Origin of the sequence: Streptomyces sp. NBC_00576, assembly GCF_036345175.1 — a bacterium.
In the GTDB taxonomy this organism is placed as follows: Bacteria; Actinomycetota; Actinomycetes; order Streptomycetales; family Streptomycetaceae; genus Streptomyces.
Genome location: NZ_CP107780.1, coordinates 8,444,603 through 8,469,098 on the forward strand (window position 1 = coordinate 8,444,603; position 24,496 = coordinate 8,469,098).

Below are 24,496 nucleotides of genomic sequence, written 5' to 3' on the forward strand. Positions count from 1 at the left end.
CGGGTGCCGGTTCACCCGGGGTTGGGGCGATAGTGGGGTACGTGACAGCCGTACCCGTACCTTCCGCACGTTCCGAAGCCCCCCTTCCCGGCCGGGCCGGCCGGCTCAGCCTTGCCGTCGCCCTGCTGGCCGGTGCGCTCGGCGCGGCCGTCGCGCTGCTCGCCACCCGCCAGCGCTGGTCGGAGGGCACCGCGACCGTGGCCGGCGGCGCCTTCCCGCTGACCGCCAGGGGCAGTGACGTCACGGGCGTGCCCGCGGCCCTCGCCATAGTGGGCCTCGCCGCGCTCGTCGCCGTCTTCGCCGTCCGCCGCTCCGGCCGCCTCCTGGTCGCCGGACTGCTCGCGCTGTCCGGCGCGGGTACGGTCGCCGCGGCCGTTCTCGGCGCCTCCGACAGCTCCGCGCTCGACGAGAAGGCCGCGCAGGCCACCGGCGACACCGCGGCCACCGTGAACACCCTCAGCCACACCCCCTGGCCGTACGCGGCCGCCGTCGGCGGTGCGCTGATCCTCCTCGCTGGACTCCTCGCCCTGCGCTACGGCAGGCTGTGGCCCACCATGTCCGGCCGCTACGAGCGCGGTGGCACCCCGCGTCCGCGCCCCCGGGCGAGAGCCGTCGACCCCGACCGGCCCGAGGAGATCTGGAAGGCCCTGGACCGGGGCGAGGACCCGACGGGGGCGTAGGCGCTCCGCTGGAAGGGCGGTGCGGTTTCTGCGGGCCCTCGGGGCGTGGTACAGCCGCATCTGACTTCACCAGGCCTGCATTGCGGAGGGACTCGCTGGGTTGACCCCCGGGGTCCCCCGCACGCGCGCGTGCGGGACAATCGAGGAACTGATGGACGACGAGCTTCCGGCTCGCCACGTCCTGTATTCAACAACCAGCAACTCAGCAACGAGGAGCAAGTCATGGCGGGCACTAGCCACGGTCACACTTTGGCCGCCTGGACCGGCGTCACCATCGCCATCATCGGTTTCTGCGTATCGGGCGCCTTCATGGTGATGGCCGAGCCGCTGGGCTTCTGGGCCGGCATGGTGATCGTGGTCCTCGGCGGTGTCGTCGGCTGGATCATGGCCGCGATGGGCCTCGGCAAGCAGAAGCCGACCACCCAGGGCCGCCAGGGTCACAAGGTCGCGGGCGAACCGGCGGGTGCCGAGAGCTGAACCCCGTAGGGGACCGGTTTTCAGACTGGCAGGGGCGGCCCCGGCGAAAGCGCCGGGGCCGCCCCTCGCGCGTGCACGCCCCGCAGGGGGCAGAATGCGTGGGGTGAACACCGAGCGGGCTCAGCAGGGCGTGTCGTCGGGCGCCGGTGCCGTCGTGGGACGGGTGGCCGTGCCCGCCGGGGTGCTCGCGGCCGTCGTCGGGGCCTTCGCCTACGTCGGGACGGTCGACCCCAACGAACCCGGCCACTACCCCGTGTGCCCGCTCCTGCGGCTGACTGGCGTGTACTGCCCCGGCTGCGGCGGTCTGCGCAGCGCCTACGCCTTCGTGCACGGGGACTGGGTTACGGCCCTCGGGGCCAACGCGCTCGCCGTGGCGGGATACGTGGCCTTCGCCGCCCTGTGGGCCGTATGGGTGGTCCGCGCGGTGCGCGGGCGGCCGATGCGGATCGACCTCGGGCCGGTGCAGCTGTGGAGTCTTGGAGCGTTGCTGCTGGTCTTCACGGTTGTCCGGAACCTGCCGTTCGGTGGCTGGCTTCACCCTTGATCAAATGGTGGATGTCCAGGTAGTGGGACCGGTGTCAACCGGATGTGAGGGGCGTGCCCTCCTCCGGATACCATCGGAGTGACCAGCTTTGACAGTTTGTGCAGCTTCCACGCTGTGAATGGTTTGAACAGTCAACCGCCTACCGTCTGGAAGGGGGCCGCTCGCGTGAGTGTGCTCGACGAGATCATCGACGGAGTCCGTGCCGACCTCGCGGAGCGGCAGGCGCGCGTCAGCCTCGACGAGCTCAAGGAGCGCGCGGCGAAGGCTCCCGCCGCCAAGGACGGGATCGCCGCACTGCGCGGCGACGGCGTCAAGGTCATCTGCGAGGTCAAGCGGTCCAGCCCGTCCAAGGGCGCGCTGTCGGCGATCGCCGACCCGGCCGGCCTCGCGGCGGACTACGAGGCGGGCGGCGCGGCGGTCATCTCCGTCCTCACCGAACAGCGCCGCTTCGGCGGCTCGCTGGCGGACCTGGAGGCGGTGCGCGCCCGGGTGGACATCCCGGTGCTGCGCAAGGACTTCATCGTCACGTCGTACCAGCTGTGGGAGGCGCGGGCGTACGGGGCCGATCTGGTCCTGCTGATCGTCGCGGCCCTCGACCAGCCCGCCCTGGAGTCCCTCATCGAGCGCGCCGAGTCCATCGGGCTCACCCCGATCGTCGAGGTGCACGACGAGGACGAGGTCGAGCGGGCGGTGGACGCGGGAGCCCGGATCATCGGTGTCAACGCGCGCGACCTGAAGACCCTGGAGGTCGACCGCTCCACGTTCGAGCGGGTCGCTCCCGAGATCCCCGACAGCATCGTCAAGATCGCCGAGTCCGGTGTCCGTGGCCCGCACGATCTGATCGCGTACGCCAACGCGGGCGCCGACGCGGTGCTGGTGGGCGAGTCCCTGGTCACCGGCCGCGATCCCAAGTCCGCGGTGTCCGACCTGGTGGCCGCCGGGGAGCATCCCGCGCTGCGGCACGGCCGCGGCTGATCTCCCGCTAGAGTTGCCCTCGATGACACTCACCCTGACACCCATGGACCGGTACGCCCGCCTCGCGCGCGGCTGCCGACCCCGCGGCTGCCGCGCGCCCGCGCGGCGCGTGCATGGGCGGCGGGTTCGATATGTCATCGGGGACGAGCCGGGACAGGTCAACGGCATGCGATGGCCCTGCGGGGCTTGGCGCTAGGGATGCGGCTCGTCTGATCTGGGCTGCGCCCTGCGCTGAGCGCTTCGCGAGGGGTAGTTCTTTGGCTGCGGGCCCGTTGTGGCTGGTCGCGCAGTTCCCCGCGCCCCTAGAGGGCGCGTTCTGGGCAGGCGGAGCTTCCATGGCACCCCCTGTCGGCCCCTCGTCGCGCTGCACGCCACAGACGTGACCCTTGTCCGATCGACCCCGGGGCTTCGCCCCTGCGAGGTAGCCGTATGTCCAGTGAGTTCTTCATTCCTGACCCTGAGGGTCAAGTACCCAACGTCGACGGGTACTTCGGTGCCTTTGGCGGCAAGTTCATCCCGGAGGCGCTCGTCGCCGCTGTGGACGAGGTCGCCGTCGAGTACGACAAGGCGAAGTCCGACCCGGAGTTCGCCCGTGAGCTCGACGATCTGCTCGTCCACTACACCGGGCGGCCCAGTTCCCTCACCGAGGTCCGCCGGTTCGCCGAGCACGCCGGTGGCGCCCGCGTCTTCCTCAAGCGGGAGGACCTGAACCACACCGGGTCCCACAAGATCAACAACGTGCTCGGGCAGGCCCTCCTCACCAAGAGGATGGGCAAGACCCGCGTCATCGCCGAGACCGGTGCCGGTCAGCACGGGGTCGCCACCGCGACCGCCTGTGCCCTGTTCGGGCTCGAGTGCACCATCTACATGGGTGAGATCGACACCCAGCGCCAGGCCCTCAACGTCGCCCGGATGCGCATGCTCGGTGCCGAGGTCATCGCCGTGAAGTCCGGCAGCCGTACGTTGAAGGACGCGATCAACGAGGCGTTCCGCGACTGGGTCGCCAACGTCGACCGGACGCACTACCTGTTCGGGACCGTGGCCGGGCCTCATCCCTTCCCGGCCATGGTGCGTGACTTCCATCGGGTGATCGGCGTCGAGGCCCGGAGGCAGCTCCTGGAGCAGGCCGGGCGGCTGCCCGACGCCGCCGTCGCCTGTGTCGGCGGCGGGTCCAACGCCATCGGTCTCTTCCACGCCTTCATCCCCGACGCCGACGTCCGGCTCATCGGGTGCGAGCCCGCCGGCCACGGTGTCGAGACCGGCGAGCACGCCGCCACCCTCACCGCCGGTGAGCCCGGCATCCTGCACGGCTCACGGTCGTACGTCCTGCAGGACGAGGAGGGGCAGATCACGGAGCCCTACTCCATCTCCGCCGGACTCGACTACCCGGGCATCGGGCCCGAGCACTCCTACCTCAAGGACACCGGTCGCGCCGAGTACCGCGCGGTCACCGACGACGCCGCCATGCAGGCGCTGCGCCTGCTGTCCCGTACCGAGGGCATCATTCCGGCCATCGAGAGCGCGCACGCGCTGGCCGGGGCGCTGGAGGTCGGCAAGGAGCTGGGCAAGGACGGGCTGATCGTCATCAACCTCTCCGGGCGCGGCGACAAGGACATGGACACCGCCGCCCGGTATTTCAACCTGTACGACACCGATGCCTCTGTCGCGGCCGACGCGGACAGCGAGATCGCCGAGATCGAGGGGGACGCCAAGTGAGCGGCAACATCCAGCTGTTGGGCGACACTCTCGCCGGTGCCAAGGCCGAGGGCCGGTCCGCGCTCATCGCGTACCTCCCCGCCGGGTTCCCGACCGTCGACGGCGGGATCGACGCCATCAAGGCCGTGTTCGACGGCGGCGCCGACATCGTCGAGGTCGGGCTGCCGCACAGCGATCCGGTGCTCGACGGGCCCGTCATCCAGACCGCCGACGACATCGCCCTGCGCGGCGGCGTCAAGATCGCGGACGTGATGCGCACGGTCCGGGAGGCGTACGAGGCCACCGGGAAGCCGGTGCTCGTCATGACGTACTGGAACCCGATCGACCGCTACGGCGTCGAACGGTTCACCGCCGAGCTCGCGGCAGCGGGCGGCGCCGGGTGCATCCTGCCCGACCTGCCCGTGCAGGAGTCGGCGCTGTGGAGGGAGCACGCGGAGAAGCACGGCCTCGCCACCGTGTTCGTCGTCGCGCCCAGCAGCAGGGACGCGCGGCTCGCCGAGATCACGGCGGCGGGCAGCGGGTTCGTGTACGCCGCCTCTCTCATGGGCGTCACGGGGACCCGGGCGTCGGTCGGCGCGCAGGCGGAGGACCTGGTTCGGCGCACTCGCGGCGCCGGCACCGACCTGCCCGTCTGTGTGGGGCTCGGGGTCTCCAACGCCGCCCAGGCCGCCGAGGTCGCCGGCTTCGCCGACGGGGTGATCGTCGGCTCGGCCTTCGTCAAGCGGATGCTCGACGCGCCGGACCACGCGGCCGGTGTCGAGGCCGTGCGGGAACTCGCCGCCGACCTCGCGAAGGGCGTGCGCGGCACGGCGTAAACAGGCGGGACATTTCGCACAGGTAGCCCGAACGGGTGGACCTGGGGCCGGGGAGACGCAATGCGTCTCCCCGGTTCGTTCTGCGGGTGTGAGCGAGAAGAATCGTGACGGAAAGCGCACCGCCCGCGAGCGGCTGGCGGTCGAGCGTGAGAAACAGAAGTCCGCGGAGAAGCGGCGGCGGGCGTTGATCGTGGGCGCCAGTGTCGTCTGCGTGCTGGGACTTGCGGCGGTGATCGGCGTCGTCGCCGCGAACTCCGGCAAGGACAGCAAGAGCGACACCGCCGGTTCGGTGGTGGCCCCCTCGGGCGCGCAGGGCAAGGACAGTCTCGCGATCCCCGTGGGCGAGGAGAGCGCCAAGTCGACGCTCACGGTGTGGGAGGACTTCCGTTGTCCGGCCTGCCAGTCGTTCGAGACCAACTACCGCTCGGCCATTCATGAGTTGACGGCCGCGGGCAAGCTGAAGGTGCAGTACCACCTGGCGACGATCATCGACGGCAACATGGGTGGCAGCGGTTCCCGGCACGCGGCCAACGCCGCCGCCTGCGCCCAGGACACCGGCAGGTTCACCGCCTACCACGACGTGCTGTACGAGAACCAGCCGCAGGAGGCCGACGACGCCTTCGCGAAGGACAGCAAGCTCATCGAACTGGCGGCGAAGGTCGACGGACTCGACACACCCACGTTCCGGACGTGTGTCGAAAACGGCACGCACAACAGCTGGGTGGTGAAGTCGAACCAGGCCTTCCAGAGCGGCGGCTTCGGCGGCACGCCGACCGTGCTGCTCAACGGGAAGAACATCTACCAGGACCGGACGATGACTCCGGCGAAGCTGAAACAGCTGGTCGAGGCCGCCGACAAAGCATAGGGCCCGGGTGTTCCAGGGCTTCCAGGGTGCCTCCGGTTCACTGTCGTGAGCGGAACCGGAGGCGCCGCCCGTTATGGAGCCGTTGCCCGGGGCGGCTCACATCCGCCGCGTCCGTCAAGGTAGCGTCGGGACTGCCATGGAAATCGCCTACATTCCCAGTCCGTCGCGCGGGGTGCTGCACCTTGGACCCATTCCGCTGCGCGGCTACGCGTTCTGCATCATCATCGGTGTCTTCGTCGCGGTCTGGCTCGGCAACAAGCGCTGGCTCGCCCGCGGTGGCCGACCCGGCACGGTGGCCGACATCGCGGTCTGGGCCGTGCCCTTCGGTCTGGTCGGTGGCCGCCTCTACCACGTGATCACGGACTACGAGCTGTACTTCAGCGAGGGCCGCGACTGGGTGGACGCCTTCAAGATCTGGGAGGGTGGCCTCGGTATCTGGGGCGCGATCGCCCTCGGCGGGCTGGGCGCGTGGATCGGCTGTCGCCGCCGCGGAATCCCGCTGCCCGCGTGGGCCGACGCTCTCGCCCCCGGTATCGCCCTCGCGCAGGCGTGCGGGCGGTGGGGCAACTGGTTCAACCAGGAGCTGTACGGGCGGGAGACCACCGTCCCCTGGGCGCTGCACATCACCTCCTCGACCGACGGCCGGGTCCCGGGCTACTACCACCCGACGTTCCTGTACGAGTCCCTGTGGTGTGTCGGTGTCGCGCTGCTGGTCATCTGGGCGGACCGCCGCTTCACGCTGGGGCACGGACGGGCGTTCGCGCTGTACGTCGCGACCTACTGCGTAGGCCGCTTCTGGATCGAGTACCTGCGCGTCGACGACGCCCATCACATCCTGGGCATGCGGCTGAACAACTGGACCGCGATCTTCGTGTTCATCCTCGCGGTGGTCTACTTCGTGCTCTCGGCGAAGAAGCGGCCGGGCCGGGAGGAAGTCGTCGAGCCGGGTGCGGACGTCCCCGACGGTTCGGCGGCATCGGAAGACGGCACCGAAGGCGATACGGAGTCGGAGGTGAAGGCCGAGGCCGGGAGCGATACCGACGGCAAGGCCGACTCCGAGGACAAGAACACGGCCGAGGACAAGACAGAGGACAAGGCTGAGGCGGAGCCGACCACGAAGAGTTGAGTGTCGGCCGTACGACGACGAGGGCGCCCCGGAGGTCGGGGCGCCCTCCTTTGTTGCGCGGGTCAGGGGCGGTCGCGGTCGGCCAGGGACAGGGTTCTGCGGGCCGTCGCGACCACCGCCGCGTCGATGAAACGGCCGTTTGGGAGGGCCTGGGCGCCCTCGTCCGTCGCCGCGGCCTTGACGATCTGCTCGGCCTCCTCGATCTCCTCCGGGGTGGGGAGGTAAGCGCGTTCGATCACCGGGAGCTGCCGGGGGTGGATGGCCGCCCGGCCCAGGAAGCCCAGGGCGCGGCCGCGGGCGCAGGACGCGGCCAGGGTGTCGAGGTCCAGGGTGTCCGGGTGGACCGACTGGGGCGGCGGGGCGAGTCCGGCCGCCCGCGCGGCCACGACGACCCGGGAGCGGCACCAGTCGAGGCCAGCGTCTTCCCGTACCCCCAGATCGGCCCGGAGGTCGGCCTCGCCGAGCGCGATGCCCTGCAGGGCGGTGTGGGCGGTCGCGATGGCGAAGGCGTGTTCGATGCCGAGGGCGGTTTCGAGCAGGGCGTGGAGCCCGATCCCGGGTGCTGTCCCGCGCGTGGCCACCCGCACCACCTCCTGCGGCGCAGTCACCTTTGGGAGCCGTAGGCCCGAGAGGCCGGGGAGGCCTTCGAGGGACTGGAGGTCGGGGGTGGCGAGAGGGCCGTCCAGGGCGTTGATCCGGACGTGGACCGGGACCGGCTGCGGGTCGGTGAGGCGTTCGGCGGTGGCTGTGCGGGCGTACTCCTTGCGGTCCGGGGCGACCGCGTCCTCCAGGTCGACGACGACCACGTCGGCGCCGCAGACGAGGGCCTTGGACACCACCTCGGGGCGGTCGCCGGGGACGTACAGCCAGGTCAGGGGGATGGCTGTCACAGGGCTCCCTCGGTTCGCAGGGCGTCGATGGCGGGACCGGTCAGGCCCAGTTCGGTGAGGACTGCCGTGGTGTCCGCGCCGTGCGGGCGGCCCGCCCAGCGGATCGCGCCGGGGGTCGCGGAGAGGCGGAAGAGGACGTTCTGCATACGGATCGGGCCGAGTTCGGGGTCGTCGATCGTGGTGATGGTGTCGAGGGCCTGGTACTGCGGGTCGGTCATCACCTCCCGTACGTCCTGGATCGGGGCCACCGCCGCCTCCGCCTTCTCGAAGGCCGCGATGACATCGGAGTGGGAGTGGCGGGCGATCCACCCGCCGACCGCCTCGTCGAGGACGTCCGCGTGACGGGCGCGTTCGGCGCCGGTGGCGAACCAGGGCTCGTCGATCAGCTCCGGGCGTCCGACCAGGCGCATCACCCGCTCGGCGATCGACTGGGCCGAGGTCGACACGGCGACCCAGGTGCCGTCGGCCGTGCGGTAGGTGTTGCGGGGGGCGTTGTTCTGCGATCGGTTGCCCATGCGCGGCTGGACGTGGCCCAACTGGTCGTACCAGAGCGGCTGGGGGCCCAGGACGCTGAGGATCGGCTCGATGATCGCCATGTCGACGACCTGCCCCTCGCCGGTGCGGTCGCGGGCGGACAGTGCCGTCATGACCGCGTACGCCGTCGCCAGGCCCGCGATCGAGTCGGCGAGGCCGAAGGGCGGGAGTGTCGGGGGCGCGTCAGGTTCGCCGGTGATCGCCGCGAAGCCGCTCATCGCCTCGGCGAGGGTGCCGAAGCCGGGGCGGTGCGCGTACGGGCCGAACTGGCCGAAGGCGGTGACCCGGGCGAGGACCAGGCGTGGGTTGGCGGCGGACAGCTCCGGCCAGCCCAGGTCCCATTTCTCCAGGGTGCCCGGGCGGAAGTTCTCGATGACGACGTCGGCGGTGGCGGCGAGGCGCAGGAGGGTGGTCCGGCCGCCGGGCCGGGAGAGGTCGAGGGTCATCGTGCGCTTGTTGCGGCCCAGCACCTTCCACCAGAGACCGATGCCGTCCTTGGACGGGCCGTGGCCCCGGGAGGGGTCCGGCTTCGTCGGGTGCTCGATCTTGATCACCTCGGCGCCGAAGTCGCCGAGCATGGTGGCGGCGAGCGGCCCGGCGAAGAGGGTGGCCAGGTCGAGGACGCGGAGGCCGGTGAGGGGGGCCGCGGCGGTGGCGGTCCTACCGGGTGCGGGTGCGGTCGTCTCCGGTGTGTTCATGATGTGTACCGGGCCTCGATCTCGGAGCGGTACGGCATCGACGCCGACGCGCCCGGCCGCTGTACGGAGAGTGCGCCCGCCGCCGCGGCCCAGGCCAGGGCGTCCGGCATCGGGCGGCCCTCGGCCAGGGCCACCGCGAGGGAGCCGACGAAGGTGTCGCCGGCGCCGGTCGAGTCCACGGCGGTGACGGGCGGCGCGGGGACGGTGACCGGTTCGGCGAGGTCCCGGGACGCGTAGAGGCAGCCGGCCGCGCCCAGCGTGACGACGACCTCCGGCACCTGGTCGAGGAGTGCGATGGCCGCCTTGTGCGGGTCGGTCAGGCCTGTCAGGGCCGCCGCCTCGTGCTCGTTCGGCACCAACAGGTCGGTGGCGGCGAGGAGTTCGGGTGGGAGTGGTTGGACGGGGGCCGGGGTGAGGATCGTGCGGACGCCGTGGCGGTGAGCGGCCCGGGCGCCCTCGACGACCGCAGTGAGCGGGATCTCCAGCTGGAGCAGCAGCGCGTCGGCGGTGGCGATCAGGCTCTCGTCGCCAGGGGCGAGACCGGTGACGGTGCCGTTGGCCGCGGGGACGACGACGATCGCGTTGCCGCCCTCGTCGTCCACGACGATGTGTGCGGTGCCGGAGGCGCCCTCGGCGGTGCGGAGATGGTCGGTGCCGACGCCCGACTGCTCCAGTACGGAACGGAGCCCGGTGCCGTACGCGTCGTTGCCCACCGCGCCGATCATCGAGACGTCGGCGCCCGCGCGGGCCGCTGCCACGGCCTGGTTGGCGCCTTTGCCGCCGGGGATCGTACGGAACTCCCGTCCCGTTACCGTCTCCCCGCGCTGCGGGGCCTTGCTGACGTACGCGACGAGGTCCATGTTCGTGCTGCCCAGCACGGCGATATGGGTCATGGGTGGGCTGCCTCCACGCGGGTGAGGGAGTGGGTCAGTCGGGCGAGGGTGTCGAAGCCGGTGCCGTTGAAGTCCGCGACGGAGGTGGCGAGTCGGTTCTTCAGGGGGCTGGTCCAGCGGTCGGGGAGGGCACCGGGGGAGCCGGCGAGGAGCCCGGCGATGCTTCCGGCGGTCGCGCCGTTGGAGTCGGTGTCCAGGCCGCCGGACACGACACGGCAGATGGAGCCGGTGAAGTCGCCGTCGGCGTGGGTGAGGGCAGCGGCGATCAGGGCCGTGTTGGGGATGGCGTGGACCCAGTGGTGGACGGCCGCGTGGGTGGCGTGGAGTTCGTCGACGACGGCGGTGAAGTCGCGCTGCGATTCGGCCAGTTGGATGCCGTGGTGGACGGCTCTGGCCAGGCGGGAGCGGGGCGGGACGACCGTCAGGCCGGTGCGCAGACAGGTGTGGATGTCGTGGGTGCCCGTGGCGGCCTGGGCGATGGTGGCCGCCGTGAACATCGCCGCGTAGACGCCGTTGGCGGTGTGGGTGAGGGTGGCGTCGCGGTACGTCTGTTCGGCGGCGCCGGCCGGGTCGCCGGGGTTGGTCCAGCCGTGGACGTCGGCGCGGATCAGGGCGCCGATCCATTCGCGGAACGGGTTGCGGTGGCGGGCGGTGAGCGGGGGTTCGAGGCCGGAGAGGAGGTTTCGGTAGGCGATGCGTTCGGCCGTGAAGGTGCGGCCCGCGGGGAGTTCGTCCAGCCAGAGTTGTGCCACGTCGGTGGTGGTGAAGAGGGGGCCGTGGCGTTGGAGCAGGAGAAGGTTGAGGAGGGGGTAGTTGAGGTCGTCGTCCTCGGGCATGCCGTCGATGTTCTCGGCGAGGGATGTTGCTGCCGATCGGCGGTTCCAGGGGTGTGCCGTCGCCAGTTCCTCGGGGACTCCTCTTGCGGTGAACCAGGTGTTCAGGGGCCAGTTGCCGGTGGATTGGGCGAGTTGGCGGATGGCGGTGAGGGGGAGTTTCTCCACCGGTTTGCCCAGGAGGCAGCCGGCTGCTCTGCCCAGCCAGGCGGCTTCCAGGCGGGCGCGGAGTGCTGGCCTCGGGGTGGGGGCGGGCTGTGTGGGCTGGGCGGGCCAGTCAGGGCACAGGGCCCGGATCCGGGCCAGGTTTGTCGGCTCGTCGTCTGCCAATCTGCTTGGCAGGTCCGCCAGTTCGTCCAGTAGGTCCTCGGCCAGTTGCCTCAGGTAGCGGGAGACCGGACCGGATGAGGCGCCCGCCCGCAGTGGGGCCTCCGATCCGCCCGCCGCTCGCCAGCGGGCGGCGATTCTGCCGGGCTCGCGGCCGTCCTGGGTTGCCTGGCGCAGCTCGTGGCCGATCAGGTCCTCCGGCTGGACCCAGGTCAGTCGGAGCATCCCGCGCTCCTGAGCTGGGCGAACGCCCTTTCGTGGGAGCGACGTTGTTGGACGTCCCGTTCGAAGATCTCCCGGGTCACCTCGGTCAGTGTCCGGGCGGGTTCCCACAGGTCCAGGCGGCTCGCCTCCGCGACCGTCTTCGACCAGTCGGACGGCACCTCGGAACCCAGCGCGCCGGCGAGCGCCCCGGCCATCGTGGCGATCGAGTCGCAGTCGCGGCCGTAGTTCACCGAACCCAGCGCCGCATTCCGGTAGTTGCCGCCCGACACCACCAACATGCCGAGCGCCACCGGGAGTTCCTCGATCGCGTGGAGACGGGACGGCCGACGGGCGCCCAGCGACGGGCTGCGGTAGTCCGCGCCGACCGTGTCGTACGGAGTCACCGCCTCCCGCAGTGGCCGCAGCGCCGACTCGAAGTCCGTGTAGCGGGAGGCCACTTCGCACACCGTCTCGATCGCCGCCCGGGTGCCGTCCTTCGCCAGGGAGAGGCAGGTTCCGATCACCGAATCGGGGGTCGCGTCCGGGGTGCACGCGGCCGCCACCGCCGCCGCGAAGACCGCCGCCGCCTCTCTGCCGTACGAGGACTGGTGGGCGCCCGCGAGGTCGAGGGCCTCGGCGTACGCGCCCGCCGGGTTGGCCGCGTTGACCAGGCCGACCGGGGCCATGTACATCGCCGCACCGCAGTTGACGATGTTGCCCACGCCTGCCTCGCGCGGGTCGATGTGGCCGTAGTGGAGCCGGGCCACCAGCCACTTCTCCGCCAGGAAGATGCGCTGCAGGGGGAGTGCCTCGGCCTCCAGTTCCGGGATCCAGCGCGGGTTCGTCATCAGGTCCGGGACCAGGTGGTCGGCGGCCGCGTACGCGTCCAGATGGTCGCGGACCTGGGCGTACACCCGTACCAGCGCATGGGTCATCAAGGTGTCGTCGGTGACGTGGCCGTCGCCCTTGTGGTACGGGGCGATCGGGCGGGCGGTGCGCCAGGCGTCGCCGCTCCAGGGGCCGACGATGCCGTGGACGCGGCCCGCGTGGCGTTCGAGGATCTGCTCGGGGGTATAGCCCTCGACGGGGCCGCCGAGGGCGTCGCCGACGGCCGCACCGACCAGGGCACCGGTGATCCGCTCTTCCAGGCCCGCCACTTGGCCTTCTTGGCCTCTTTGTTGCTGATTAGGTGTCATGTCGCGAATCATCCTCCTGAGGTGACCCGTTGCGTGGCTTCCAGCAGTTCGGCGAGTTCCACGAGGTCGGTGCCGGTAAGCCTGGGGAGGGCGCAGCCGGAGAGGGTGCGGCAGGCGTCCCGCCAGGCCGCCGGGATCGCGGCGCCGCCGCCCAGCGCGCCGGTGAGGGCGCCCGCGAGCGCGGGTGCCGAGTCCGCGACCCGCGACAGACAGGCCGCGGCGGGGACTGCTTCGGCGATCCGGCCGTGCGCGGCGGTGGCCAGCGCCAGTGCGACCGGGACCGTCTCGGCGGCGGCGATGCCGTAGCTGTAGACGTGGTCCACGATCTGGTGTTCCAGGAGCGGGACCAGGGCGAACGCGCTGTCTGCGTCCCGCGCGAGCTTCAGCGCGTGGCGGGAGTTGCGGCCGATCTCGGTGGACTCCGGGAGTTCCGCCAGCGCGGCCGTCACGCAGGCGTCCACCTCCTCGCCGACCAGCGCCAGTGAGAGTGCCGCCGCCATCGCGCGGGCGCCGTGCACGCCGTCGCCGTCCTGGGTGTAGCGGGCGTCGAACTCGGCCAGTTCGGCGGCGAGTCGGCGGTCGCCCGGGTGGGCCACCGCCAGCACACAGGCCCGTACGCAGGCCGCGTCGTCGAAGTAGTGCGGGTTGTCGTGGCCGGTGGCGGGCGGGCGCAGACCGGCGGCGAGGTTGCCGAGGCCGGCCCGTACGGAGATTCGGGCGCGCAGCGGCAGTACCGCCGACTCGACCTCGGGTGCGCGTTCGGCGGCGGCTGCCACCTCGCTGGCGACCGCGTTCCAGGACAGGTCGATGGCGGCCCGGGCCCGGCGCTCCCGGCTCAGGTCGCCCAGCACGGTGTCGTCCCCGGCCCGCAGCAGGGCCTCGGCCGTGAACGCCGCCCACTCGGCGTCGTCGGAGGGGCCGAGCCGGAGCGGTTCCGGGGGCTGGTTGAGGGCGATCGGTACGGGGAGGGTGGTGGTCGCGTTCTGCTCGGCGAAGGTGTCCAGCTCGCGGGTGAGGCGGCGGGTCCAGTCGGGCATGCGGGCGGCGCGGTGCCGGGCGGCGGGCCATCCGGCGGCGTCCCCGGCGGCGAGACCGAGCAGCAGGCTCTCGATGCGGCGGCTGGTCATGGGCGGACCTTGGCTTCGGCTCGGGGGTGGGTGGTGTGTTTCGCCCCCGCCGCCCCTACCCGTCCCTCCCCCAGAGGGGGGACCCCCATCGGGGGCGCTGCCCCCGGACCCCCGCTCCTCAAACGCCGGAGGGGCTGAAAGCGCGGGCTCACGGTCGTACCTCGGTTTCCGTAGCCGTGTCGTCGTCCGCGGCGAGGATGTACGCCGTCTGGTCCGTCGCGGGATCACGTGCGACGGGCTTCGCGCCCCACTTGCCGCCCTCGCCCGGTGTCAGCAGTTCCGCGATGTCGAGGATGTGGTGGCCCGCCATGGAGGGGAGGCAGGTGCCGCGGGCCGGGCCGATCGCCTCCGCCCAGTCGGGCGGGATCGCCGAGGCGCCGCGGGTCGCACCGGCCAGGGCGCCCGCCACCGCTGCTGTCGTGTCCGCGTCGCGGCCCATGTTGACGGCTGTCAGTACCGATTCCGTGAAGTCGCCGTCGGCCGCCGCATACGCGCCGAAGGCGAGGGCGACGGCCTCGGGGGCCAGGTCGGTCCAGGGGTAGCCGCCGATCACCACCGCGGAGCGGACCGCGCGTTCGCCCCGGTGGGCGACCGCCACCGCCCGGCGCAGGGAGCGCGCCGTCCAGGAGTCGTCGGGGATCACCGCCAGCGCGGAGGCCACCACGGCGATGGTCGGCGCGCCCGCCATCGCCGCGGCCACGCCCGCCGCCACCGCCTGGCCGCCGTAGATGCCCTCGCCGTCGTGGCTCACCGAGCCGTCGATCGCGACCAGACGGGCGGCCTCGGCCGGGCGGCCCGCCGCGAAGACGCCGAACGGTGCTGCGCGCATCGCCAGGCCGTCGCTCCACGCGTGGCGGTGCTGGGCCGAGATGGGGGCGGCCAGGCCCCTGCGCAGGTTCTCCAGGGTGCCTCGCTCGCTGAAACCCGCGCCCCGGAAGGGCCCCTCGTCGAGGTCGGCGATCCAGTGGTGCCAGGCCGCCTCCACATGGGCCGGGGTGAGGGCCGAGCCGTGCCGGGCGAGGAGGAGGCCCGAGAAGATCGCGTACTCCGTGTCGTCCGTGCCGGCGGGGTTTTCGGCCACGTATCCGGTGATGCGGCCCCAGCGGGCGCGGATCTCCGAGGGCTTCATGTTCTCGGCGGGGGCGCCGAGCGCGTCCCCCACGGCCAGACCGAGCAGGGCGCCGCGTGCTCTGTCGCGGAGTACGGCGGCGTCTTGGGGCGCCGGGACCGAGGGAATGCAGGCGATCGATGCCATACGCGGCCTCTCCTCCGGAGGGTTCCGGGGGCTCCCTCTCGGGGAGCGGAACCCTTTGCGGAACTGTCCCACCGGAGCGGTTCAGGCGAGCCTCAGGCGCCCCAGCATCACCCGGTCGACATTTGTGCGAGTACACCTACGGATGAGCGATCGTGATGAACATGCAGGTGAGGGCAGCCTTTCCTTGCTGGCGGGAAGGGAATCCGGGGCGTATTTTTAGTGTTGTCGAAAAGTGGAATCAGTCTAACTTCGATCCGGTCCTGTCCATCCTGGTCCGGTTGGAAAGCTTTCAGAAGCAACGCCCGAAGCGAGTTGGGGGACGGTATGGCCATCATCGAGACCGAGGCGGCGCTGCATGTGGCGCACCGCGACAATCACACCCACCGGGACGTCAGTGGTGGGTGGCTGCGGCCGGCCGTTTTCGGTGCGATGGACGGCCTCGTCTCCAACCTCGCCCTGATGACCGGTGTGGCCGGCGGAGCCGTTTCGCATCAGACCGTCGTCATCACCGGGCTCGCCGGTCTTGCCGCAGGCGCCTTCTCCATGGCCGCCGGCGAGTACACCTCGGTCGCCTCGCAGCGTGAACTCGTCGAAGCCGAACTCGCCGTCGAGCGACGGGAGTTGAGAAAGCACCCCATGGACGAGGAGCGTGAGCTCGCCGCGCTCTACGAGTCCCGGGGCGTCGAGCCGAAGCTTGCCCGTGAAGTGGCCCGGCAGCTCTCGCGCGACCCCGAGCAGGCGCTGGAGATACACGCCCGCGAGGAACTGGGCATCGACCCCGGCGACCTGCCCTCACCCGCCGTCGCCGCGGTGTCGTCCTTCGGGGCGTTCGCGCTGGGCGCGTTGCTGCCCGTACTCCCGTACCTTCTGGGGGCGACCGCGCTGTGGCCCGCCGTGCTGGTCGCGCTCGTCGGGCTCTTCGGATGTGGTGCCGTGGTGGCCCGGGTGACCGCTCGGACCTGGTGGTTCAGCGGGCTGCGGCAGCTCGCGCTGGGCGGAGCGGCGGCCGGTGTGACCTACGCCCTGGGCAACCTGTTCGGTGCGGCCGTAGGATAGGTGATCGTGCACTTATGCGTTGGGCCGCATAAGTAGCCGTTACTCGCTGGTTTCGAACGCTTAACCACGGGGCATGAGCCGTAAGCGCTGTGGGCAATGAAGCCTGCGGCGCACCCGCGGGGAGGGCGACGACGCTCTCCTTGCCATGGGTTGAGGGACATCGATCTGTCCGCTTCGACCCCCATTACTTCCACCGCAGCGCGGTCACCATGCCGCGCACCGCGGTGTCCGCATGTTGGTACGCGGTATCCGGTTCCCGAGAATCGCCCCATCATGTAACCTGCACGAAATTTTGCACTCCAAGAGGGCCAACGTCGTCCCTCGGCTTAATGCATATGCCACACGACGACGACGGGAGAGCCGATGCGTACGCCGCGCCAGCCGTCCCAGCATTCTGAGATTGGCCAGAAGTGGTCCTTCATGGATGCTCGCCCTGCTGCGCAGGGTATGTACGACCCCCGCAACGAGCACGACGCCTGTGGCGTCGGCTTCGTGGCCACCCTCACCGGCGAGGCGAGCCATGCGCTGGTCGAGCAGGCGCTCACGGTTCTTCGTAACCTGGAGCACCGCGGTGCCACCGGCTCCGAGCCCGATTCCGGCGACGGCGCCGGCATTCTCTCGCAGGTCCCGGACGCCTTCTTCCGCGAGGTGACCGGATTCGAGCTGCCCGAGGCCGGCTCGTACGCGGTGGGCATCGCCTTCCTCCCGGAGGAGACGGCGACGGACGCCGTGCCGACGATCGCCGAGGCCGTCTCACGCATCGACACGATCGCCGCCGAAGAGGGCCTGACCGTCCTCGGCTGGCGCGAGGTCCCGGTCGCCCCCGGACTCCTCGGCGCCACCGCCCGCTCGACGATGCCCGCCTTCCGGCAGATCTTCGTCGCGGACAGCGCCGCGGTGCCCGCCAAGGGCATCGACCTCGACCGCAAGGCCTTCGCGCTGCGCAAGCGTGCCGAGCGTGAGGTCGGCGTCTACTTCCCCTCGCTCTCCGCGCGGACCATCGTCTACAAGGGCATGCTGACCACCGGCCAGCTGGAGCCCTTCTTCCCGGACCTGTCCGACCGCCGCTTCGCGTCGGCCGTCGCGCTCGTCCACTCGCGCTTCTCCACGAACACCTTCCCGTCGTGGCCGCTCGCCCACCCGTACCGCTTCGTCGCGCACAACGGCGAGATCAACACGGTCAAGGGCAACCGGAACTGGATGGCGGCCCGCGAGTCGCAGCTCGTCTCCGACCTCTTCGGAGACAAGGGCCTCGACCGCGTCTTCCCGATCTGCACGCCGGACGCCTCCGACTCCGCGTCCTTCGACGAGGTGCTGGAGCTGCTCCACCTCGGTGGGCGTTCGCTGCCGCACTCCGTGCTGATGATGATCCCGGAGGCGTGGGAGAACCACGCCACGATGGATCCGGCCCAGCGCGCCTTCTACCAGTTCCACTCCACGATGATGGAGCCCTGGGACGGCCCGGCCTGTGTCACCTTCACCGACGGCGTCCAGGTCGGCGCGGTCCTCGACCGCAACGGACTGCGCCCCGGCCGCTACTGGGTCACCGACGACGGCCTCGTCGTCCTCGGCTCCGAGGTCGGCGTCCTCGACATCGACCCCGCGAGGGTCGTCCGCAAGGGCCGCCTCCAGCCCGGCAAGATGTTCCTCGTCGACACCGCCGAGCACCGCATCATCGAGGACGACGAGATCAAGGCCGGCCTCGCCGCCGAGCAGCCCTACGCGGAGTGGCTGGAGGCCGGCGAGATCGAGCTCTCCGACCTGCCCGAGCGCGAGCACATCGTGCACACCCACGCCTCGGTCACCCGCCGCCAGCAGACCTTCGGCTACACCGAGGAAGAGCTGCGCGTCATCATCGCGCCGATGGCCAAGACCGGCGGCGAGCCGCTCGGTTCCATGGGCACCGACTCGCCGATCGCCGCGCTGAGCGAGCGTCCGCGACTGCTCTTCGACTACTTCACCCAGCTGTTCGCGCAGGTCACCAACCCGCCGCTGGACGCCATCCGCGAGGAACTGGTCACCAGCCTGCGCTCCTCCCTCGGCCCCGCCAGCAACCTGCTGGAGCCGACCGCCGCCTCCTGTCGCAGCGTCACCCTGCCCTTCCCGGTGATCGACAACGACGAGCTGGCCAAGCTCATCCACATCAACGCCGACGGCGACATGCCCGGCATGAAGGCCGCGACACTCTCCGGCCTCTACCGGGTCAGCGGCGGCGGCGACTCCCTCGCCGCCCGCATCGACGAGATCTGCGCCGAGGCCGACGCGGCCATCGACAACGGCGCCCGCCTCATCGTCCTGTCGGACCGCCACTCGGACGCCGAGCACGCCCCGATCCCGTCGCTGCTGCTCACCTCCGCCGTCCACCACCACCTCATCCGCACCAAGCAGCGCACCCAGGTGGGCCTGCTGGTCGAGGCCGGTGACGTCCGCGAGGTCCACCACGTCGCCCTGCTCATAGGCTTCGGCGCCGCCGCGGTGAACCCGTACCTGGCGATGGAGTCCGTCGAGGACCTGGTCCGCGCCGGCACCTTCCTGCCCGGCAGCGAGCCCGAGCAGGCCATCCGCAACCTGATCTACGCGCTCGGCAAGGGCGTCCTCAAGGTCATGTCGAAGATGGGCATCTCGACCGTCGCCTCCTACCGCGGCGCCCAGGTCTTCGAGGCCGTCGGTCTCGACACGGCGTTCGTCCAGAAGTACTTCAACGGGACGGCCACCAAGATCGGCGGCGTCGGCATCGACGTCATCGCCAAGGAGGTCGCCGCCCGGCACGCCAAGGCGTACCCCGCCTCCGGTATCGCCCCGGCGCACCGCGCTCTCGACATAGGCGGCGAGTACCAGTGGCGCCGCGAGGGTGAGCCGCACCTGTTCGACCCGGAGACGGTCTTCCGCCTCCAGCACTCCACGCGCACCCGCCGCTACGACATCTTCAAGAAGTACACGGACCGCGTGAACGAGCAGTCCGAGCGGCTGATGACCCTGCGCGGGCTGTTCGGCTTCAAGAGCGACCGCCCGTCGATCTCCATCGACGAGGTCGAGCCGGTCAGCGAGATCGTCAAGCGGTTCTCCACCGGCGCCATGTCGTACGGCTCCATCTCCCTGGAGGCGCACGAGACCCTCGCCATCGCCATGAACCAGCTGGGCGCCAAGTCCAACACCGGTGAGGGCGGCGAGGACGCGGACCGGCTGTACGACCCGGCGCGCCGCTCCAGCATCAAGCAGGTCGCCTCCGGCCGCTTCGGTGTGACCAGCGAGTACCTGGTCAACGCGGACGACATCCAGATCAAGATGGCCCAGGGTGCCAAGCCCGGCGAGGGCGGTCAGCTGCCCGGCCACAAGGTGTACCCGTGGGTCGCCAAGACCCGGCACAGCACCCCCGGTGTCGGCCTGATCTCGCCGCCGCCGCACCACGACATCTACTCCATCGAGGACCTGGCCCAGCTGATCCACGACCTGAAGAACGCGAACCCGCAGGCGCGGATTCACGTGAAGCTGGTCTCGGAGGTCGGCGTCGGGACCGTGGCCGCGGGTGTCTCGAAGGCGCACGCGGACGTCGTCCTCATCTCCGGCCACGACGGCGGAACGGGCGCGTCCCCGCTGACGTCCCTCAAGCACGCCGGCGGTCCCTGGGAGCTCGGCCTCGCCGAGACCCAGCAGACGCTGCTCCTCAACGGCCTGCGCGACCGGATCGTCGTCCAGACCGACGGCCAGCTGAAGACCGGCCGTGACGTCGTCATCGCCGCGCTGCTCGGCGCCGAGGAGTTCGGTTTCGCGACCGCGCCGCTCGTCGTCTCCGGCTGCGTCATGATGCGCGTCTGCCACCTCGACACCTGCCCGGTCGGCATCGCCACCCAGAACCCGGTGCTCCGCGACCGGTTCGCCGGCAAGGCCGAGTACGTCGTGAACTTCTTCCAGTTCATCGCCGAAGAGGTCCGCGAGATCCTCGCCGAGCTGGGCTTCCGCACCATCGAGGAGGCCGTCGGCCACGCCGAGTCCCTCGACGTGGAGCGGGCGGTCACCCACTGGAAGGCGCAGGGCCTCGACCTGACCCCGCTCTTCTACGTGCCCGAACTGCCCGAGGGCACCCCGCTCCACCAGGTCATCGAGCAGGACCACGGCCTGGAGAAGGCGCTCGACAACGAGCTGATCAAGCTCGCCGCCGACGCCCTCGCCGCGAACAGCGCGACCGACGCCCAGCCGGTCCGCGCCCAGGTCGCCATCCGCAACATCAACCGTACGGTCGGCACGATGCTCGGCCACGAGGTGACGAAGAAGTTCGGCGGGGCCGGTCTGCCCGACGACACCATCGACATCACCTTCACCGGCAGCGCCGGCCAGTCCTTCGGCGCCTTCCTGCCGCGCGGTGTCACGCTGCGCCTCGAAGGCGACGCCAACGACTACGTCGGCAAGGGCCTCTCCGGCGGCCGGGTGATCGTCCGTCCCGACCGGGGCGCCGACCACCTCGCCGAGTTCTCGACGATCGCGGGCAACACCATCGCGTACGGCGCGACCGGCGGCGAGCTGTTCCTGCGCGGTCGTACGGGCGAGCGGTTCTGTGTCCGCAACTCCGGTGCCACGGTGGTGTCCGAGGGTGTGGGCGACCACGGCTGCGAGTACATGACCGGCGGTCGCGCGGTCGTCCTCGGCGAGACGGGCCGCAACTTCGCGGCCGGTATGTCGGGCGGCATCGCGTACGTCATCGACCTGAACCGCGACAACGTCAACGTGGGCAACGCGGACGCCGTCGAGGCCCTCGACGACTCCGACAAGCAGTGGCTGCACGATGTCGTGCGCCGGCACCAGGAGGAGAGCGCCTCCACGGTCGCCGAGAAGCTGCTGGCCGAGTGGGATGTCGCGGTGGAGCGATTCAGCAAGATCATCCCCAGTACGTACAAGGCAGTGCTCGCCGCCAAGGACGCCGCCGAGCGAGCCGGACTCACCGAGTCCGAGATCACCGAGAAGATGATGGAGGCGGCGACCAATGGCTGATCCCAAGGGCTTTCTCACCCACGGCCGCGAGGTCGCCAAGTCCCGTCCGGTGGACGTCCGTCTCAAGGACTGGAACGAGGTCTACGTTCCCGGCTCCCTGCTGCCGATCATCAGCAAGCAGGCCGGCCGCTGCATGGACTGCGGTATCCCCTTCTGCCACAACGGCTGTCCGCTGGGGAACCTGATCCCCGAGTGGAACGACTACGCCTACCGCGAGGACTGGACGTCGGCGTCCGAGCGCCTGCACGCCACCAACAACTTCCCGGAGTTCACCGGACGCCTGTGCCCGGCTCCCTGCGAGTCGGCGTGCGTGCTGGGCATCAACCAGCCCGCGGTCACCATCAAGAACGTCGAGGTCTCGATCATCGACAAGGCCTGGGAGACGGGCGACGTCGCCCCCCAGGCCCCGGAGCGCCTCTCCGGCAAGACGGTCGCGGTCATCGGCTCGGGTCCCGCCGGTCTCGCCGCCGCCCAGCAGCTGACGCGGGCCGGTCACACGGTCGCGGTGTACGAGCGCGCGGACCGCATCGGCGGCCTCCTGCGCTACGGCATCCCCGAGTTCAAGATGGAGAAGCGGCACATCAACCGCCGTATCGAGCAGATGCGCGCGGAGGGCACCCGCTTCCGTACCGGTATCGAGATCGGCCGCGACCTCAAGGCGACGGACCTGCGCAAGCGGTACGACGCGATCGTGATCGCCGCCGGCGCGACGACCGCCCGTGATCTCCCCGTCCCCGGGCGCGAGCTCAAGGGCGTCTACCAGGCGATGGAGTACCTGCCCCTGGCGAACAAGGTGCAGGAGGGCGACTTCGTGGCCCCGCCGGTCACCGCCGAGGGCAAGCACGTCGTGGTCATCGGCGGCGGCGACACGGGCGCGGACTGCGTGGGCACCGCCCACCGCCAGGGCGCGGCCTCCGTCACCCAGCTGGAGATCATGCCCCGCCCGGGCGAGGACCGGAACCCGGGGCAGCCCTGGCCGACCTTCCCCATGCTCTACAAGGTCACCTCGGCGCACGAGGAGGGCGGCGAGCGCGTCTACTCCGTCTCGACGACCCACTTCGAGGGCGACGAGCACGGCAACGTGCAGTGGCTGCACCTCACCGAGGTCGAGTTCATCGACGGCAAGCTGACCCAGAAGCCGGGCACGGAGCGCAAGATCCCCGCCCAGCTGGTCACCCTCGCCATGGGCTTCACGGGCACCGACCGCGACAACGGCCTCGTCGACCAGTTCGGCCTGGACCTCGACGAGCGCGGCAACATCGCCCGCGACGCCGACTTCCAGACCAACGTCCCGGGCGTGTACGTCGCCGGTGACGCCGGCCGCGGCCAGTCCCTCATCGTCTGGGCCATCGCCGAGGGCCGCTCGGCGGCCCGCGGAGTCGACCGCTTCCTCACGGGCGCGAGCGACCTTCCGGCCCCGATCCGCCCGACGGACCGTTCCCTGATGGTCTGACGGGCCCACCCGAAGACGTCCCGTACAACGGCGTACGGAACGAACAAACCACGGCGCTCGCCACAGTCCCCGACCGGACATTGGCGGGCGCCGCGGCGCGTTCGGAGCCGGACAGACAGGCCAGGACTTACGGCACCTTGTACGTGTCCCCGTACACCTTCCACTCCAGCGGTGTACGGAGTTCGAGGTTCCCCTCGTCGAGGAAGCGCCGTTGGGCCGTGTCCACGCGGCTGGTGTTCACGCCCGGCCTCTTGTCCAGCATCGCCTTGCGGCGGGCGTCGAGGAACGCGTCCAGGTACGCCTTCTCGGCGCCGCCCTCCGCCGGGCTGTCGGCCTCCTTCAGGGCGGCGGCGCGGATGCCGTCCGTGCTGAACCGGTCGCTGCCCGGGCCGTGGTAGACCATCGCGTCGTAGTAGACGAACTGGCCCAGCAGTCCCAGCCCGTCGCGGACGGCGAGACGCAGAGCCGGTTCGAAGTAGCCGCCGTCCCGCTTCTCGTCCTGCGCCTTGCGGAAGGCGGCGACCTTCGATTCCTGCTTCCAGGCCGCAGGGAACCCTGGATCGAGACCCTCGTGCGAGTCCGTGCCGTCGACCTTGCGCAGCGCGGGAAGGTAGGGCGCGAGGGCGTTGTCCGGGTGGTCCTTCGTGTAGTCCTCGACGAGGGCGAGCAGGTCGTGGGTGCCCGTGCAGAAGCCGATGATGCCGGCCGTGTAGCCCTGTCCGTCGCCGATGTCCTCGACATAGCCGTACGCACTGCGCCAGTCGAGCGTCCCGTTCTCGGCGCTCGCCACGATCTGCTGGGCCAGCTCCTTCTTCGCCGGGTCGGCGAGCGTGGTCTCCGCGTCCAGCGAGCCGGCCTTCACACGTTTGGCGTCGGGGCCGCGGGAGTCGTCCGACGCGACGGACAGACATGCCGTTGTCGCGAGCAACGGCACCACGGCGAGGAGGAGAACGCCGGTTCGTTTCATGGGGCACAGGGTACGTGGGGCTGTCGCTCGTCCGGGTGACATACCCTCAGGACTTGCATCAGTCCGGCGTATTTCGGTAGGGGAGCCACGCATGGCCGCGATCAGTCTCACCAAGGTGCAGGAGAGCGCTCCCGCCCTGGTCAGCCTCTACAAGAGCGCCGGGGCGGCTGTTGAACGGCACGGGCTCAACGGCCAGCGGGCTGCTGTTTATCTGGTGGTCGACCACTCCGGTTCCATGAGGCCCTATTTCAAGGACGGCAGCGTGCAGGCGCTGGCCGACCGGGTGCTGGGGCTCTCGGCACATCTGGACGACGACGGGACAGTTCCGGTCTTCTTCTTCTCCACCGACATCGATGCGGCGACGGACATCGCGCTCGACAACCACCAGGGCCACATCGAGCGGATCGTGACCGGCCTGGGTCACATGGGCAGAACCAATTACCACCTGGCCATGGACGCGGTCATCGAGCACTACCTCGACAGCGGGGCGACCGACCCCGCCCTCGTCGTCTTCCAGACCGACGGCGGTCCGACCAGCAGACCCGCCGCCGAACGGTACGTGTGCAAGTCGGCGCGGCTGCCGCTGTTCTGGCAGTTCATCGGCTTCGGGGACGCCGGCAGCAAACAGTTCGACTTCCTGCGCAAGCTCGACGAGTTGGCGGTGCCGGGGCGGCGGGTCGTCGACAACGCCGGGTTCTTCCACGCCGGTTCGGACCCGCGCGCAGTGTCCGACGACGAGTTGTACGACCGTCTGGTGGGCGAGTTCCCCAAGTGGCTGGTCGCCGCCCGGGCGGAGGGAATCGTCGGCTGACACCGGCGTACGCCCCGTTGGCATCGCTGAGCCGTCGTGCCACCCTGAGGGTGATCCGAGGGGGAGGC

The 24,496-nt window shown here is 70.8% G+C and carries 21 protein-coding genes; 13 read left to right on the forward strand and 8 right to left on the reverse strand.

Annotated elements, in window-relative coordinates:
* Positions 1-32: 32 nt before the first annotated feature.
* The 9 genes from OG734_RS36740 (at position 33) to lgt (ending at position 7,198) form a co-directional block, all read left to right on the forward strand.
* Positions 33-680 carry a TIGR02234 family membrane protein gene (locus OG734_RS36740; protein WP_330291735.1) on the forward strand — a complete coding sequence of 216 codons (648 nt, stop codon included), beginning with the start codon at positions 33-35 and terminating at the stop codon, positions 678-680.
* Between the two features lie 222 nt (positions 681-902).
* A complete protein-coding gene (locus OG734_RS36745; RefSeq protein WP_330291736.1) occupies positions 903-1,157 on the forward strand; it encodes an HGxxPAAW family protein in 255 nt (84 codons plus the stop codon).
* Between the two features lie 94 nt (positions 1,158-1,251).
* The gene (locus OG734_RS36750; protein WP_330291737.1) at positions 1,252-1,701 is read left to right on the forward strand and encodes a DUF2752 domain-containing protein; all 450 of its coding nucleotides are present in this window, start codon (positions 1,252-1,254) and stop codon (positions 1,699-1,701) included.
* A gap of 165 nt (positions 1,702-1,866) precedes the next feature.
* Positions 1,867-2,676 (forward strand): indole-3-glycerol phosphate synthase TrpC, encoded by an 810-nt coding sequence (gene trpC, locus OG734_RS36755; RefSeq protein ID WP_330291738.1) that lies wholly within the window; start codon positions 1,867-1,869, stop codon positions 2,674-2,676.
* 22 nt (positions 2,677-2,698) lie between these two features.
* Positions 2,699-2,872: a tryptophan biosynthesis modulator TrpM gene (trpM, locus tag OG734_RS48135; RefSeq protein WP_371659256.1), complete on the forward strand. Its 174-nt coding sequence runs from the start codon at positions 2,699-2,701 to the stop codon at positions 2,870-2,872.
* 233 nt (positions 2,873-3,105) lie between these two features.
* Entirely contained in the window at positions 3,106-4,392 is a 1,287-nt protein-coding gene (gene trpB, locus OG734_RS36760; RefSeq protein WP_330291739.1) for a tryptophan synthase subunit beta, read from the forward strand.
* Positions 4,389-5,207 (forward strand): tryptophan synthase subunit alpha, encoded by an 819-nt coding sequence (trpA, locus tag OG734_RS36765; RefSeq protein ID WP_330291740.1) that lies wholly within the window; start codon positions 4,389-4,391, stop codon positions 5,205-5,207. The genes trpB and trpA overlap by 4 nt, the downstream gene beginning before the upstream one ends.
* 88 nt (positions 5,208-5,295) lie before the next feature.
* Positions 5,296-6,072, forward strand: coding sequence for a DsbA family protein (locus tag OG734_RS36770; RefSeq protein ID WP_330291741.1), 777 nt, complete (start codon positions 5,296-5,298; stop codon positions 6,070-6,072).
* Between the two features lie 136 nt (positions 6,073-6,208).
* Positions 6,209-7,198, forward strand: coding sequence for a prolipoprotein diacylglyceryl transferase (gene lgt / locus OG734_RS36775; RefSeq protein ID WP_330291742.1), 990 nt, complete (start codon positions 6,209-6,211; stop codon positions 7,196-7,198).
* A 62-nt stretch (positions 7,199-7,260) separates the two neighbouring features.
* Here lgt and OG734_RS36780 read toward each other — a convergent pair whose 3' ends face one another.
* From OG734_RS36780 to OG734_RS36810, 7 genes are read right to left on the reverse strand one after another with little or no spacing between them, the layout of a single operon-like run.
* Positions 7,261-8,088, reverse strand: coding sequence for an HpcH/HpaI aldolase/citrate lyase family protein (locus tag OG734_RS36780; protein WP_330291743.1), 828 nt, complete (start codon positions 8,086-8,088; stop codon positions 7,261-7,263).
* On the reverse strand, positions 8,085-9,320 hold the full coding sequence (locus OG734_RS36785; RefSeq protein ID WP_330291744.1) for a CaiB/BaiF CoA transferase family protein: 1,236 nt from the start codon (positions 9,318-9,320) through the stop codon (positions 8,085-8,087). The genes OG734_RS36780 and OG734_RS36785 overlap by 4 nt, the downstream gene beginning before the upstream one ends.
* Positions 9,317-10,213 carry a ribokinase gene (rbsK, locus tag OG734_RS36790; protein WP_330291745.1) on the reverse strand — a complete coding sequence of 299 codons (897 nt, stop codon included), beginning with the start codon at positions 10,211-10,213 and terminating at the stop codon, positions 9,317-9,319. Before rbsK ends, OG734_RS36785 begins: the two co-directional genes overlap by 4 nt.
* A complete protein-coding gene (locus OG734_RS36795) occupies positions 10,210-11,598 on the reverse strand; it encodes an ADP-ribosylglycohydrolase family protein (protein WP_330291746.1) in 1,389 nt (462 codons plus the stop codon). The genes rbsK and OG734_RS36795 overlap by 4 nt, the downstream gene beginning before the upstream one ends.
* Positions 11,586-12,773: an ADP-ribosylglycohydrolase family protein gene (locus tag OG734_RS36800; RefSeq protein WP_330291747.1), complete on the reverse strand. Its 1,188-nt coding sequence runs from the start codon at positions 12,771-12,773 to the stop codon at positions 11,586-11,588. The genes OG734_RS36795 and OG734_RS36800 overlap by 13 nt, the downstream gene beginning before the upstream one ends.
* Before the next feature lie 8 nt (positions 12,774-12,781).
* Positions 12,782-14,128, reverse strand: coding sequence for an ADP-ribosylglycohydrolase family protein (locus tag OG734_RS36805; RefSeq protein WP_443064984.1), 1,347 nt, complete (start codon positions 14,126-14,128; stop codon positions 12,782-12,784).
* Complete coding sequence (locus tag OG734_RS36810) at positions 14,049-15,155, reverse strand: ADP-ribosylglycohydrolase family protein (RefSeq protein ID WP_330291749.1); 1,107 nt, start codon at positions 15,153-15,155, stop codon at positions 14,049-14,051. The genes OG734_RS36805 and OG734_RS36810 overlap by 80 nt, the downstream gene beginning before the upstream one ends.
* 324 nt (positions 15,156-15,479) lie before the next feature.
* On the opposite strand from OG734_RS36810, the gene OG734_RS36815 reads away from it, so the two are divergent.
* The 3 genes from OG734_RS36815 (at position 15,480) to OG734_RS36825 (ending at position 22,650) form a co-directional block, all read left to right on the forward strand.
* Entirely contained in the window at positions 15,480-16,211 is a 732-nt protein-coding gene (locus OG734_RS36815) for a VIT1/CCC1 transporter family protein (RefSeq protein WP_330291750.1), read from the forward strand.
* A gap of 363 nt (positions 16,212-16,574) precedes the next feature.
* Positions 16,575-21,197, forward strand: a complete 4,623-nt coding sequence (gltB, locus tag OG734_RS36820) for a glutamate synthase large subunit (protein ID WP_330291751.1) — start codon at positions 16,575-16,577, stop codon at positions 21,195-21,197.
* Positions 21,190-22,650 carry a glutamate synthase subunit beta gene (locus OG734_RS36825; protein ID WP_330291752.1) on the forward strand — a complete coding sequence of 487 codons (1,461 nt, stop codon included), beginning with the start codon at positions 21,190-21,192 and terminating at the stop codon, positions 22,648-22,650. The genes gltB and OG734_RS36825 overlap by 8 nt, the downstream gene beginning before the upstream one ends.
* Positions 22,651-22,777: 127 nt before the next feature.
* Here the strand turns inward: OG734_RS36825 and OG734_RS36830 are convergent, their stop codons facing one another.
* Positions 22,778-23,617: a chitosanase gene (locus OG734_RS36830; RefSeq protein WP_330291753.1), complete on the reverse strand. Its 840-nt coding sequence runs from the start codon at positions 23,615-23,617 to the stop codon at positions 22,778-22,780.
* A gap of 91 nt (positions 23,618-23,708) precedes the next feature.
* Between OG734_RS36830 and OG734_RS36835 the strand changes: the two genes are divergently transcribed.
* Positions 23,709-24,428 (forward strand): vWA domain-containing protein, encoded by a 720-nt coding sequence (locus tag OG734_RS36835; RefSeq protein ID WP_330291754.1) that lies wholly within the window; start codon positions 23,709-23,711, stop codon positions 24,426-24,428.
* Positions 24,429-24,496: the final 68 nt, after the last annotated feature.

Excerpts from the sequence above, each read along its gene's own strand:
- OG734_RS36745 (WP_330291736.1), top strand. The coding sequence starts at position 903 with ATGGCGGGCACTAGCCACGGTCACACTTTGGCCGCCTGGACCGGCGTC.
- OG734_RS36750 (WP_330291737.1), top strand. The coding sequence starts at position 1,252 with ATGCGTGGGGTGAACACCGAGCGGGCTCAGCAGGGCGTGTCGTCGGGC.
- trpM (WP_371659256.1), top strand. The coding sequence starts at position 2,699 with ATGACACTCACCCTGACACCCATGGACCGGTACGCCCGCCTCGCGCGC.
- trpB (WP_330291739.1), top strand. The coding sequence starts at position 3,106 with ATGTCCAGTGAGTTCTTCATTCCTGACCCTGAGGGTCAAGTACCCAAC.
- lgt (WP_330291742.1), top strand. The coding sequence starts at position 6,209 with ATGGAAATCGCCTACATTCCCAGTCCGTCGCGCGGGGTGCTGCACCTT.
- OG734_RS36785 (WP_330291744.1), bottom strand. The coding sequence starts at position 9,320 with ATGAACACACCGGAGACGACCGCACCCGCACCCGGTAGGACCGCCACC.
- rbsK (WP_330291745.1), bottom strand. The coding sequence starts at position 10,213 with ATGACCCATATCGCCGTGCTGGGCAGCACGAACATGGACCTCGTCGCG.
- OG734_RS36795 (WP_330291746.1), bottom strand. The coding sequence starts at position 11,598 with ATGCTCCGACTGACCTGGGTCCAGCCGGAGGACCTGATCGGCCACGAG.
- OG734_RS36800 (WP_330291747.1), bottom strand. The coding sequence starts at position 12,773 with ATGACACCTAATCAGCAACAAAGAGGCCAAGAAGGCCAAGTGGCGGGC.
- OG734_RS36810 (WP_330291749.1), bottom strand. The coding sequence starts at position 15,155 with ATGGCATCGATCGCCTGCATTCCCTCGGTCCCGGCGCCCCAAGACGCC.
- OG734_RS36815 (WP_330291750.1), top strand. The coding sequence starts at position 15,480 with ATGGCCATCATCGAGACCGAGGCGGCGCTGCATGTGGCGCACCGCGAC.
- gltB (WP_330291751.1), top strand. The coding sequence starts at position 16,575 with ATGCGTACGCCGCGCCAGCCGTCCCAGCATTCTGAGATTGGCCAGAAG.
- OG734_RS36825 (WP_330291752.1), top strand. The coding sequence starts at position 21,190 with ATGGCTGATCCCAAGGGCTTTCTCACCCACGGCCGCGAGGTCGCCAAG.
- OG734_RS36830 (WP_330291753.1), bottom strand. The coding sequence starts at position 23,617 with ATGAAACGAACCGGCGTTCTCCTCCTCGCCGTGGTGCCGTTGCTCGCG.
- OG734_RS36835 (WP_330291754.1), top strand. The coding sequence starts at position 23,709 with ATGGCCGCGATCAGTCTCACCAAGGTGCAGGAGAGCGCTCCCGCCCTG.